The organism is Flavobacterium limicola (assembly GCF_003634755.1).
Lineage (GTDB): Bacteria > Bacteroidota > Bacteroidia > Flavobacteriales > Flavobacteriaceae > Flavobacterium > Flavobacterium limicola.
The window spans coordinates 417239-430459 of the sequence record NZ_RBXA01000001.1 but is presented as its reverse complement, the minus strand read 5'-3'; the positions used below and the strand labels follow the sequence as shown (position 1 = coordinate 430459).

General features: G+C 35.4%; 14 protein-coding genes. 5 read left to right on the top strand and 9 right to left on the bottom strand.

From position 1 onward, the window contains the following. Positions 1–335 precede the first annotated feature (335 nt). Both BC952_RS01895 and BC952_RS01890 read left to right on the top strand, forming a co-directional pair. Positions 336–1313: a DUF4837 family protein gene (locus tag BC952_RS01895; protein ID WP_121364016.1), complete on the top strand. Its 978-nt coding sequence runs from the start codon at positions 336–338 to the stop codon at positions 1311–1313. A 42-nt stretch (positions 1314–1355) separates the two neighbouring features. Next, the gene (locus tag BC952_RS01890; protein WP_121364015.1) at positions 1356–1802 is read left to right on the top strand and encodes a GNAT family N-acetyltransferase; all 447 of its coding nucleotides are present in this window, start codon (positions 1356–1358) and stop codon (positions 1800–1802) included. A gap of 1 nt (position 1803) precedes the next feature. Here the strand turns inward: BC952_RS01890 and BC952_RS01885 are convergent, their stop codons facing one another. The 3 genes from BC952_RS01885 to rnpA are packed head-to-tail and all read right to left on the bottom strand — an operon-like array spanning position 1804 to position 4702. Next, entirely contained in the window at positions 1804–3438 is a 1635-nt protein-coding gene (locus BC952_RS01885) for a S41 family peptidase (protein ID WP_121364907.1), read from the bottom strand. A 4-nt stretch (positions 3439–3442) separates the two neighbouring features. Next, positions 3443–4279, bottom strand: coding sequence for a DUF4349 domain-containing protein (locus BC952_RS01880; protein ID WP_121364908.1), 837 nt, complete (start codon positions 4277–4279; stop codon positions 3443–3445). A gap of 42 nt (positions 4280–4321) precedes the next feature. Further along, positions 4322–4702 (bottom strand): ribonuclease P protein component, encoded by a 381-nt coding sequence (rnpA, locus tag BC952_RS01875; protein ID WP_121364014.1) that lies wholly within the window; start codon positions 4700–4702, stop codon positions 4322–4324. A 125-nt stretch (positions 4703–4827) separates the two neighbouring features. Here rnpA and BC952_RS01870 point away from each other — a divergent pair, with 125 nt between their 5' ends. The 3 genes from BC952_RS01870 (at position 4828) to BC952_RS01860 (ending at position 7306) form a co-directional block, all read left to right on the top strand. Next, complete coding sequence (locus tag BC952_RS01870; RefSeq protein ID WP_113664671.1) at positions 4828–5562, top strand: lysophospholipid acyltransferase family protein; 735 nt, start codon at positions 4828–4830, stop codon at positions 5560–5562. Between the two features lie 10 nt (positions 5563–5572). Continuing rightward, positions 5573–6562 carry an acyl-ACP desaturase gene (locus BC952_RS01865; protein ID WP_113635823.1) on the top strand — a complete coding sequence of 330 codons (990 nt, stop codon included), beginning with the start codon at positions 5573–5575 and terminating at the stop codon, positions 6560–6562. Between the two features lie 90 nt (positions 6563–6652). Continuing rightward, positions 6653–7306, top strand: coding sequence for an HD domain-containing protein (locus BC952_RS01860; RefSeq protein WP_121364013.1), 654 nt, complete (start codon positions 6653–6655; stop codon positions 7304–7306). Positions 7307–7442: 136 nt separating this feature from the next. On the opposite strand, the gene BC952_RS01855 is transcribed toward BC952_RS01860, so the two are convergent. From BC952_RS01855 to hemH, 6 genes are all read right to left on the bottom strand, one after another. Then, positions 7443–7841: a hypothetical protein gene (locus BC952_RS01855; RefSeq protein WP_121364012.1), complete on the bottom strand. Its 399-nt coding sequence runs from the start codon at positions 7839–7841 to the stop codon at positions 7443–7445. A gap of 147 nt (positions 7842–7988) precedes the next feature. Next, positions 7989–8771 (bottom strand): enoyl-CoA hydratase/isomerase family protein, encoded by a 783-nt coding sequence (locus BC952_RS01850; protein ID WP_121364011.1) that lies wholly within the window; start codon positions 8769–8771, stop codon positions 7989–7991. Between the two features lie 10 nt (positions 8772–8781). After that, on the bottom strand, positions 8782–10254 hold the full coding sequence (locus BC952_RS01845) for an ATP-binding protein (RefSeq protein WP_425269330.1): 1473 nt from the start codon (positions 10252–10254) through the stop codon (positions 8782–8784). A 2-nt stretch (positions 10255–10256) separates the two neighbouring features. Further along, positions 10257–10811, bottom strand: coding sequence for a CopD family protein (locus BC952_RS01840; protein WP_121364010.1), 555 nt, complete (start codon positions 10809–10811; stop codon positions 10257–10259). After that, positions 10798–12153 carry an MATE family efflux transporter gene (locus BC952_RS01835; RefSeq protein ID WP_121364009.1) on the bottom strand — a complete coding sequence of 452 codons (1356 nt, stop codon included), beginning with the start codon at positions 12151–12153 and terminating at the stop codon, positions 10798–10800. The genes BC952_RS01840 and BC952_RS01835 overlap by 14 nt, the downstream gene beginning before the upstream one ends. Further along, complete coding sequence (gene hemH / locus BC952_RS01830) at positions 12154–13209, bottom strand: ferrochelatase (RefSeq protein WP_121364008.1); 1056 nt, start codon at positions 13207–13209, stop codon at positions 12154–12156. Positions 13210–13221 lie beyond the last annotated feature (12 nt).

Here is a 13221-nt window from a genome sequence, read left to right as displayed (position 1 = left end):
GTGTATTGAAGGTTACTTTTTATAAAAATTTATTTTTAAGAAAGTGATAAATTATTGTAGTGTAAAACCTTGGTAACATTTTTTTGTAATCAAGGTTTTTTTATTTAAAACAAGACTTTACTTCAGCAATCACAAATGTAAGCGCCGATTATGATGTAAAAAAGGAGACTCTTTATTTAGCATTGTCAAAAAAATATCTAGGTGTATCCATTTCGGACTTGAAAAAATGGAACGGTATTCGCGGTGAACATATCAAACCTGGAATGAAGTTAAAAATAAACGGATAATACAATAAACTTCTATAAATTTGGGTTTCATTTTATAATTGAATAGTAATGAATAAAGCCCATTTTTTAGTTCTGTTTGTTTCTTTGCTGTTGTTTTCCTGTAAAAAGGAGAATGATCATGTAACTCGTAAGACAACCGGTAAGATCAATACGATTTCAGTTATTATTGATGACCAGTTATGGAATGGGGAGATAGGAGACAGTATCCGAAGCAAGTTTGCATCGCCAGTAATTGGGTTGCCACAGGAAGAACCTTTATTCAACATCAATCAATATCCAGTCAAGCTTTTAGAAGGATTTATGACCGATACCCGAGCAATCATAGTGGTCAAAAAAGCAGAAGAAAACAGGTTTGAAATCAAAAAGAACCAATACGCATCACCTCAAAACGTATTTCATATTTCAGGCAAAACTGCCGCTGATATTATAGCTTGTATTGAGAAAAATGCTCCGAAAATGATTCAGATAATCAAAGATTCCGAAATCGCTGAGAGTCAAAAAATCAACAGCCAGTCATTAATTAATCCAAAAGTAATTGAAAATAAATTCCATGTTTCATTACAGATTCCTTCCGGTTATGCCTATGTACTTCAAAAAAGTAATTTTTTGTGGCTAAAAAAGGAAATCATTGGTGGGAATACCAGTATTTTACTGTATCAGGTGCCTATAAACACCATCAAAAAAGGCGCCAATTTGATTACTGATATCATAAAAATGCGGGATTCCATTGGGAAATTATACATTAGCGGTAAGGAACCGGAGACGAATATGATTACTGAAGAGGCGTATGCACCGTACCTTTTTAAGATTAATCTGGATGGAAAAGAAACCTTTGAAACTAAGGGAACATGGCAGCTAAATAATGATTTCATGTCCGGACCTTTTATCAATTATGCTATTATTGATGCGGATTATAATCGAATTTTGGTTTTAGAAGGATTTTGTTATGCTCCATCAAAAGATAAACGGGATTTAATGCATGAACTGGAAGCAATTATAAAATCTGTTGTTGTTGTAAAAAGATAATTTTTATTTTCTTTTATTTGCATTCTATAAAATACTCAAAACATGGGAATACAATGGAAAATAAAGGCGTTTGACGCACTTTCGGTTCACGAATTATACGATTTACTGCGTTTGAGAAGCGAGATTTTCGTGGTCGAACAAAACTGTGTTTACCTCGATCTTGATGGAAAGGACAAAGTGGCTTTGCATCTTATTGGAGAATTTGAAGGTAAAATTGTCGCGCATTCCAGACTTTTCAAGCCGGGAATCAGTTTTGACAATGCCTCAATTGGCAGAGTAACGGTTGATGCAAATTACCGCGACAGGAAATGGGGGCATGACTTGATGCGGGAATCAATTGCCGGAATTGCGCATCATTTTGGCGAAAGCAAAATCACTATCGGAGCACAGTTGTATCTGAAGAAATTCTATGAAAGTCATGGTTTCGTGCAAACGAGCGAAATGTATCTGGAAGATGATATTCCGCATATTGAAATGCAACGTAATTAGTTTACATTTTCAAAATTGTTTTATAGTCCGCGTTGTTAAAAATACTTACCGATCTCTTAATTTCTGAGTTGTTTTTGGTGTAATATTGATACAATCCTTCCTGATATTGGTAGCGTTTTATGATTTCATCGACCATCAGGTTTTTAATTTCCTTTTGGTTTTTATCCAATAATGCATTTTCACTTTTCTGCAGTGCGGCTAGCAATTGTTGGTATTCGGCCTGAATTGATTCATCCAGTTTTTCTTTTTTGGCTACAGCCAAAGTGTTTTTCAATGCCAATTCTGTTTCTGTATCGAAAGAGAATTTCTGCACTTTCAAAAATTGTTTAAAATCGGAATAATCTGCATCAGTAACGGTAGGAATACGGTTTCCTAAATCGGGATTTTTATAATAATAACTGGTTACGTAATTAAAAATTCCATCATTTTTTATCAAAGCATCGGTTATTGGACTTGATTTTGCCTCTTCCAGTTCCACATCGGGCTGAATGCCACCGCCATCATAAACCGTCCTTCCTTTTCTGGTTTTAAAAGCATTGAAGTTCTTCTCTTCTGTTTTTATAGCCATTCCATTTTTGTCTTTTCGAGAATAATCCAAAGCTTGAATGCATCTTCCGGATGGCGTGTAATAACGGGAAATAGTTACTTTTAGCTGCGTTCCAAAAGTCAAATCTACCGGTCTTTGTACCAGTCCTTTTCCAAAACTGCGACTTCCTACCACCACAGCGCGATCTAAATCCTGAAGTGCCCCAGCGACAATTTCTGATGCCGAAGCACTTCGGCCGTTAACAAGAATAATCAAAGGAATTTCAGTATCTACAGGATCTTTTGTCGTTTTGTAGGTGCTGTTATGTTTCTCTATTTTTGATTTTGTAGTAACGATAATCTCGTTTTTTGGAACAAATAAATTACAAATATTCACTGCTTCATTCAAGAGTCCGCCCGGATTATCTCGTACATCCAGAATAATGCGTTCCGCACCTTCTTTTTTGAGTTGTTCTAAAGCTTCTTTGGTTTCCAAGGATGCTTTTTTGTTAAAATGGGACAATACAATATAACCCGTTTTGTCGTCTATTTTTGCGAAAAAAGGAACCGATTTGATTTCGACTTCGTCCAGAATAATCTGTGTTGTATTTACTTTTCCCTTACGGATGTATTTGACGTCAATCTTTGTGTTTTTGGTGCCTTTGAAAAGCTGAGAAGCCTCATCTTTAAAATCAGATAAAAGTACATCGCCCACCTGAATAATTTCGTCTCCGGCCTTTAAACCCGCTTTGTCGGCAGGAAAATCTTTATATGGTTCCTTGACAATTAATTTGTCTTCTTTTCGAGTCAATAAAGCACCTATTCCAGTATATTCTCCAGTGTTGTTTATCTTGAATCGCACCACATCCTGCTCGTTGAAATACACGGTATAGGGATCTAAATTAGCCAGCATTCCCTTGATGGCCTTGTCCATTAGTTCCCCAGGATTGGTTTCATCAACATAATTGCGGTTCAATTCCTTGAAAAGTGTAGTGAATATCTCGATTTGCTTGGCGATTTCGAAAAAATCATCTTTGAAACTGGTTCCAACAAAGAGAAATGCCGAAGCGACAACGGGAATTATGAATTTTTTTTTGAAGAAAGAATACATTGTTTTATATTTTTTTTGACTTAAATCTTTTTCTAATAAAGTAACCTGCAGCAAACAGAATTATTATAAACGGCCAAATGCTGAGTAGATTTATAATTAAACTAGAAAGGCTATTGAATCCTGATTTGATGGCGGTCCATATTTTCATTCCGTATGAGGTAGTTACACCACTTTCTTCGGCGATAGATTTGTAGAATTCTATAGTAACGGTGCTGAACGAAACTTGGTTTTGCATATATTTCAACTGACCTTCTTTTGCTTCGATTTCTTCTCGAATAGCCGAAAGCTGTTTTTCGATTTCTAGCATTTCTGTTACCTTATTTGCTTTTTTCAAAAGTTCGAGATAACGATTTTCCAGTACTTTTTTAGCTTTTAATCGCGCATCAATATCAATATATTCTGCAGTTACATCCTGAGATGATATTTCTTTATTGTCAAAATAAGCAACTCCTTTTGAAATGTCTTTTAAAAATGAATCGAAATTTTTGCTTGGAACACGGATGATTAATCTTCTAAAAACAGATTCGTAATCCTTGCCCTCAGTATCATTTTGAATGATTGCATTATTGCTCTTTACCGCATTTTGTATTTGAGTGTAGGTAGCCGATAAATCATTGGTTTCAAAACGAAGATTTCCTTCTTTGATGATTTTTTGTTCAATGTTTTGTTGAGTTCCCTTTGTTGATGAATTTAGATCTCCTTTGCCATAAAGTGCATTGCCGGCTGAAACTTCTTTTGAAGGAAGTTTGATAGCTGATACTTTCATGTCTAAATCAGCCTCGGCCTTTTTACAACCGGAAAAAAAAACTAATAATAGAAAAAACAAGGCTATTGACTTCATAAACATTAAATTTTAATGCTAAAAATACAAAAAATAGAATTGCTACTCTTCTTTTTTTATTTGGAGTAAAAACTTCTCAAACAACTGAATGGTTTTAGTGTTAATTTCCTCGTATGTCAAGCGGTCTTTAGTTTGGTAAAAAAACATAAAGGAATATGGTTGGTCCAGATTGTCAATCAAAAGGTGTTTGTTTAGACGATAGGTTTCGCGCAGTACCCGTTTGAAATAATTGCGGTCGACGGCTTTCTTAAAATTCTTTTTGGAAACAGAAACACCCATTTTTATTTTTTCACTTTCGTTCAAAGAACTGGCTTTATAAACCAATCGCAACGGATATTTAGATACTGATTTCCCTTCGGTAAACAATAATCCAATGGTGATTTTACTTTTAAGCTTTTCGTTTTTTGGGTAAGTGAAGTTCATTTTAATAGAAAAAATTCTTAGATTTTGACTGGCAAAGTTACGATTAAACGTTGAGCCTGTATATTGTTTCGGATTTAAATACCGCTAAAAATATATTTCTTACTTTTACGGCAAATTTTTAAAGCATGCAAAAACTGATTTCGTATCCCATTTCCGTAATTTATTATTTATGTTTCGGTCTTACTTTGGTTATTTTTCACCCGATACAATGGGTTTGCTTCCATGTTTTTGGCTATCAAGCCCATAAAATAAGTGTTGATTATTTGAATTTTTTCTTGTTGAGATGCACGAATCTTTTGGGGACAACATACAAATTTGAAAACAGAGAAAGTATTCCAAAAAATGTTCCTTTAATTTTTGTGTCAAATCATCAAAGTATGTATGATATTATTGCGATGATTTGGTTTTTCCGCCGTTTTCATTGTAAATTTGTAAGTAAAATAGAATTAGGAAAAGGAATTCCAAGTGTGTCTTTTAATTTACGTCATGGAGGTTCTGTTCTTATTGATCGAAAAGATCCCAAACAAGCCATTCCGGCCATCAAAGGTTTAGGAGAATATATTGAAAAACACAATCGTTCGGCAGTTATTTTTCCGGAAGGAACACGAAGCAAGACGGGAAAACCAAAAGAGTTCTCGCAAACTGGTCTTAAAATTTTATGCAAGAACGCACCTTCGGCATATGTGGTTCCAGTAAGTATAAACAATTCTTGGAAAATAGTTAAATACGGTTTTTTCCCATTAGGTTTAGGAAATCGCCTTACCTTTGTAGTACATAAACCGTTAGCGGTTAAGGATTATGATTTTGCTGATTTAATGGAGAAAACAGAAACAGCAGTAGTTCAAGGAATAAAAATTTAATTTATATATAATGTCAATAAAAAACATTCGATTAGAAGTAATGCAGTTTTTGGAAAAAAACGTAGACAGCTTTGTCGATCAGTATCTAATTCCAGTGGAAAAAATATGGCAACCAACAGATTTTTTGCCTAATTCCCAAAGCGATACTTTTTTTGATGAGGTCAAAGAATTACGTGAAATTGCAAAAGAATTACCGTATGATTTCTGGGTAACTTTAGTAGGGGATACCATTACCGAGGAAGCTTTGCCAACTTACGAATCCTGGTTAATGGACGTAGAAGGAATTGATAATGTAGAAAGAAACGGTTGGTCTAAATGGATCAGACAATGGACTGGTGAGGAAAATCGTCACGGTGATTTACTGAACAAATATTTGTATTTATCGGGTCGTGTAAACATGCGCGAAGTAGAAATGACAACTCAACACCTTATCAACGATGGTTTTGATATTGGAACCGGAAGAGATCCTTACAAAAACTTTGTGTACACTAGTTTCCAAGAATTAGCAACATACGTTTCTCATAATAGAGTAGCGCAAATGGCTAAGAAATATGGTGATAACAAATTGTCTAAAATGTGCAAAATGATTGCTGGTGACGAGATGCGTCATCATCATGCGTACAGCGAATTTGTAAATCGTATTTTTCAGGTTGATCCAAGTGAAATGATGCTTGCTTTCCAATATATGATGAAAGCAAAAATCGTTATGCCGGCACATTTCTTGAGAGAATCCGGTGAAAAAATAAGCACTGCTTTCGAACAGTTTTCTGATTCAGCACAACGAATTGGGGTTTATACCGCAGCAGATTATGTGGATATTATGCAAAAATTAATTGACAAATGGGAAATTGACAAGATTTCCGGTTTGACAGATGAAGCAGAAAAAGCCCGTGATTATTTGATGAAACTACCTGCAAGAATGGCGAAAATATCTGAAAGATTAGTCATTCCACAAGAATCACATATCTTCAAATGGGTTGAGCCAGCTTTAGTACGATAGATTTTTGAGTTCTAAATAAAGAATTGAAATGTTGGATTTTGAAGTTGGAAAACTTTGAAATTCAACATTTTTTTTAAAATATAATAAACAATGATAAACCCTGATTTAATAGATAAAACGATTCTTTTTGTAAAAGAAAAATTAGAAAATGCCGAAGGTGGCCACGACTGGTTTCATATTGAAAGAGTTTATAAAAATGCTGTTCTGATTTCAAAAAATGAAGTTTGTAATCCTGTTATAGTTCAATTAGGTTCTTTGCTTCATGATATTGCCGATAGTAAATTTCACGATGGTGATGAAACCGTAGGTCCAAGAATTGCCCGTGAATTTTTAGAATCAGAAAATGTTGATGAGGAGATAATCACTCATGTGGTGAATATTATTGAAAACATCTCATACAAAGGCGGTAATTTCGAAAAGAAATTCTCATCTATAGAATTAGATGTGGTTCAGGATGCGGATCGTTTAGACGCGATTGGCGCAATTGGAATCGCGAGAACGTTCAATTATGGCGGATTTAAAAATAGAGCGCTATACGACCCTAAAATTGCTCCAAATTCCAGTATGACCAAGGAGGAGTACAAGAAGAACGATTCTCCAACGCTTAATCATTTTTACGAAAAGTTATTGCTTTTGAAAGATAAGATGAATACACAGACCGGAAAACAAATTGCACAAGAAAGACATCGTTACATGGAAGGATTTCTTGCTCAGTTTTATGCTGAATGGGAAGGGGAGAAATAAGTTAACAGTGTCCAGTTTTTAGTATACAGTTTATTGAAGTTAAGTAGAACTGCTGTATTCAAATAAATCGATTTCAGTCTTGTTTTACACATAAACTATGAACTGATCACTAAATTCTAATTACTGACCACTAATTTTAAATTCCTTTTTCTTTCATTTCCAAAATCACATCCGAAGCGTTTTTAAAAGTTGGCACTTGCTCGATAATGGTTCCCACTCTTTTTTTATTGAGTTTAAAAGTGATATCATTCTCTGTTGTAAACAGCAAAGCGGTCAGAAAGGGGTTGTTCATAAAAGGGGCTAAAATCATGAAAGCTTCATCAAGTGTATGAAAACTTTCTATTTCTTCGGTTTTGTAGCGCGCCGTAACCGAAAGACTAAACACGTTATTTTCTAATAAAACGGGACGCACATAGATGTTTTTCAGTTCGGTATCACCAATGGTTTTGGCAAGTGTTAATTTGGCGTAAGTGTGGTTTTCGATACTTTCTTTTACCTTTTCCCAGAAAAGTTCAAATACAGGTTGGAAGGACATATGTTGATTTTTAGATGATGTGTTATATTCCGAAACGGGTTTGCAAAATTAAGTGTTGTAAATCAAACAATCCGTTTTTGAAGAAAGATTATTTTAAAGGATACTACTTGTAACTAAAAAGAGAACCAATGAGGCTCTCTTTTGTTATTATTTTCCAGTAAACACTGCTTTTCTTTTCTCTAAGAAAGCCGTTGTTCCTTCTTTAAAATCTTCGGTTCCAAAGCATTTTCCAAAGGCTTTTATTTCGGCTTCATACCCATTTTTTCCTTCTTTGAAGTTAGCATTGACTGCTTTTATGGCTTTACCAATAGCATACGGAGAGTTCTTGATTATTTTATTGGCAACACTCATACAGTAGTCTAAAAGTTCGGCTTCAGGAACTACGTGATTTACCAATCCAGTCCTGTAAGCGTCTTGTGCCGTTACCATACCGGCGGTCATAATCATTTCCATCGCGCGTCCTTTTCCTATCAATTGTGGCAAACGTTGTGTTCCTCCGTAACCTGGAATTACGCCCAATGAAACTTCTGGCAATCCCATTTTTGCATTTTCTGAAGCGACTCTGAAATGACACGCCATCGCTAATTCTAATCCACCACCCAATGCAAAACCATTGACTGCTGCAATTACCGGAGTTTTTAAATTCTCTATGAAATCAAATAATTTTTCTTGTCCTTCTGCGGCTAGTTGCGTTCCTTCTTCAATCGAGAAATGAGCAAATTCTGAAATATCGGCTCCGGCCACAAACGCTTTTTCACCGCTTCCCGTTAAAATAATAACACGAATTTCAGCATTTTTTCCTAAGTTTTTAAACGCTTTGTTCAAATCAGAAATCGTGGCAACATTCAACGCATTTAGTTTTGTAGGACGATTAATGGTAATCGTTGCAATGTTATTTTCTGTTGCAATTAATATATTTTCGTAATTCATAGTTGTAATTTTAAGAGTTAATTATGGGAAGTGAAACCGTGAAAGTAGTTCCTTTTCCAAATTCAGTTTCAAAGGTAATCGTTCCTTTATAATTTTCGATAATGTTTTTTATAATTCCAAGACCAAGACCCATTCCGCTGCTTTTGGTGGTGAATTTTGGTTCAAATATGCGGTCAATATCTTCAGGCTGAATTCCAATTCCGTTATCGTTAACGGTAATTAATACATTGTTTGCTTCCTTTTTGATGCGAACAATGACTGATTTAATCTCTTGTTGTTCAGGTATCGATTGAATAGCATTCTTTGCTAAATTGGTGATAATTCGTATGAGTTGTGTTCTGTCAATTTTCGAAATAATCTCAGGAGAATCACTTTGGAATTCAATGTATTCTTCGTTGAAAATATCCATTGCAAGTTCAACTACTTCTACCACATTCAAAGTTTCATTTTGTTGTGCTGGCATCGATGCAAAATTTGAAAAAGCCGAAGCCACCGCACTCATGGTGTCAATTTGTTGAATCAACGTTTCTGAGTAATCGTTCATTTTCTGTTTTACATTGGGGTCAGTCGGGTCAAATTTTCGCTGAAAACTCTGTACTGTTAAGCGCATTGGCGTAAGCGGATTCTTGATCTCATGCGCCACTTGTTTCGCCATTTCGCGCCAAGCTTCTTCACGTTCGCTTTGCGCTAATTTAATGGCACTTTTCTCGAGTTCATCCACCATTCCATTATATGCTTTTATCAAAAGATTAATCTCTTTACTGCTGGCCTCTAAAACAATTTTCTCGTTTTTTTGGTTCAAACTTGTTTCACTCAGCTTATCCGAAATGGTCTTTAATGATTTTGTGATGTAAGATGATAGGAAGTAGGCAAGGGCAAAAGCTATCAGAAGCATGAAAGTGTAAACTTGTCCAAGACGTATCAAGAAACTTTTGAGTTCGTTTTCATAATAGCCGTCATCTTCTACATAAGGCAGATTTAAGATTCCTAATGGTTTAAACTTGTCATCTTTAATTTGGCTGAAAGCAGAACGGTTCTTTTTGCCATCAATAGTTTTGATGTCTACGTATCTTTTTTCGATAGAGGAACGAACCAACTTTAAAATATATTTAGGAATTGGCGGGGCCACTTTATCAACAGAAAAGGATTCCTTAGAGGATTTCAACAACTTTCCGTCTAAGCTGTAAATATTGATTTCGATGTTGTGAATGTGAGCTAATTCGTGAATTTTATCTTTAAAAATTAAATCCAGATTCGCAGAAGTCAACGGATAGGTGGTTGTTGAAAGGATAAAGTTAATGTGTTGTTTTACTGCATTTTCATTGCGCTCTAACCGCTCTTGATGATATTCCTTAGCTTCATTTTTGAATTGGATGATTGAAATGGAAGCTAGTATTACAGAAGCCATTAATATCAATACAATCATCGAAAGGAAAATCCTGATTCGTAAAGAAAGCATTGCTATTTTGAAACTTTTGAACATATTTATGATTGATTTCTTTCTCTAATTCTTTTGTAAAATTTAAAACCAAGCATTATCAAAATGGAAAATAAGAAAATCCCAATCACGCCATAAATCCAGTTAACGGCATTTTTTAAAACCACTAAAAAAACCACTGCAAAAAGGATAATGGTCGCGCCTTCATTCCACAAACGCATGAAAGTTGTTGTGTATTTCACCTCGTCATTTTGCAATTGCTTGAATATTTGCTGGCATTTTGCATGGTATAAGTACAACACAAATACAAAGCCAAGTTTTACGTGCATCCAAGGCATTTTTAACCAAGCTTGTCCTAAATCTGTGAAAAACAGCATCCAAAATGCGAAAATACTCGCTAAAACTGCTGAAGGCCAAGTGATAATGTACCAAAGACGGTAAGTCATTATTTTATATTGTTTTTGCAGAATTTCCTTTTCTGGAGATGGTTTTTGTGCCGCTTCAATTTGGTAAACGAATAAGCGCACAATGTAAAATAATCCTGCAAACCATGTGATTACAAAGATGAGGTGCAAGGATTTAAGGTAATTATAATATTCCATCGTTAGTTTGAATCAGTTTTGTATTCATTTCTTTTTTTAGAAAATAGCCAGTTAATATCGTTGATAAAACATCCGCGATTGGGAATGCAATCCACACTCCAAAAATACCTAAAAAATTTGGTAGAATCAGCACTAACGGAATTAGGAAAAATCCTTGTTTGCTTAACGTCAAAAGCAAAGCTTTTTTTGCTTTTCCTGCTGCTTGAAAATAAGCTGCACCAATGAGTTGAACAGCAATAATTGGCGAAGCCGCAAAAACCCAGCGCAACGCTTCCGGAGTTTGGTCAATTACTATAGGATCAGTCGTAAAAACAGCAACAATAGGTTTGGCAAAAATTAAAATAACCACAAAAATCAGTGAGGCTAATATAGCAGCGTATTTTATCGAAAGTTGGACACTTTCTTTCACTCTTGAATAATTTCCTGCGCCATAATTGAATCCGGCAATTGGCAGAAATCCTTGTGTAATTCCCAGAATTGGAAACAAGGCAAACATCAACATTCGGCTTATAATCCCATAAATAGCAACGGAATGTTCGCCACCGTAAGTATATAGAGTGTGATTCAGGATTATGGATAAAATACTCACAACTCCTTGTCTCGAAAACGTGACAAAACTCAATTCAGTTATTTCTTTTACAATAGGGATATTGAATTTGAAATGTCTTGTTTTTAATTGCAGTTCGCTTTTGAAAACAAAAAACCAAAGCACAAACAAGAAACACGTAAAATAGGATATGGCTGTAGCCAAAGCAGCGCCAAACATTCCTAAATCTAAGTATTTGATAAAAAGAATGTCCAAAGCAATGTTTACAAATGCAGGGATAATCATGGCGACCATCGCAAATTTTGCCTTGCCCTCTGCACGAATCACATTATTGCCCATCATGCAAAGTGCTAAAAATGGAACACTAATAATTATGGGAATAAAAAACTCTTTGGCGGGTTCCATTATAGCCCCTTTAGCACCAAAAAGCATTAGCATTTCGTCGCTAAAAAAAAGACCAAATAGCACAAATACTGATGCCAATAAAAAAGTCATCATGATTTGATTACCAAAAGTCTGCAATGCTTTTTCCTTGTGATTCGCTCCCAATGCTCTGGAAAGTACAGAACCTCCGCCCACACCAATTGCCATTCCCAAAGAAGAAATCAAAAAGGTGATGGGCAAAACTACGGTTACCGCCGCAATGGCCAAAGAACCAATCCATTGACCGACAAAAATCGTGTCAATTAAAATATTAACCGACATGAATAAAATCCCAATAGAAGACGGAACTGCTTGTTTTATCAAGAGTTTTTTGATGTCCTGTGTTCCTAACTCATCGGCGGTAACAGCCATTTAAGCGTTTATTTTTTCAGAGTCAACTTTAACAGTTGAAGAGGCGTTTGACCAATTCGTAATCCAATTGCTTACGGTTTTACACCAATCGTCACTGTCATTCAAACACGGAATTGCTAAAAATTCCTCACCACCATGAACTTTGAATTCATGATTGGCTTCCATGGCAATTTCTTCCAAAGTTTCCAAACAATCTGAAACGAATGCTGGTGTTACAACGGCCAGTTTTTTAATTCTTTTTTCAGGCATTTTGTTCACTTCGACGTCCGTGTAAGGAGTCAGCCATTTGTCTCCCGCTAAGCGCGATTGAAAAGTCTGACTGTATTTTCCTTCTGGGATTCCCAGTAATTTTACCACTTGTTTGGTGGTTTCATAACACTGGTGACGGTAGCAAAATTCATGTGCCGGTGAAGGCGTGTTACAACAAGAACCATCAATTTTACAATGTGATTTGGTGATATCTGTCTTGCGAATGTGTCGCTCCGGAATTCCGTGATAGGAGAATAATAAATGATCGTAATCAAAACCTTCTAAATGACCTTTGATAGAATCAGCAAGGTTTTGTAAATAATCAGGTTTGTTATAAAAAGCAGGAACAATCGTAAATTTCATTTCTGGGAAATATTTTTTACGGTGTTCTTCGGCTAATTCTAATATTGTAGTGGTTGATGCCATAGCATGCTGCGGATACAAAGGGAAAAGCAATACTTCATTCACACCTTTATCATGCAATTCTTGTAAACCGGATAATAAAGATGGATTTCCATAACGCATCGCTAAGGAAACTGGAACATCAACTAATTGCTTTACTTTGGCGTGCATTCTTTTCGAAATCACGACAAGCGGAGAACCTTCGTCCCACCATATTTTTGCGTAAGCGGCAGCTGATTTTTTAGGTCTTGTTTGTAAAATTATTCCACGAACTAATAATGCTCGCAACAAAAACGGAACGTCAATTACGTATTTATCCATTAAAAATTCATCTAAATATGGTTTTACATCTTTAGGAGTTGGACTTTCCGGAGAACCTAAATTAACTAATAATACACCTTTCATGTTGTCTTTTTT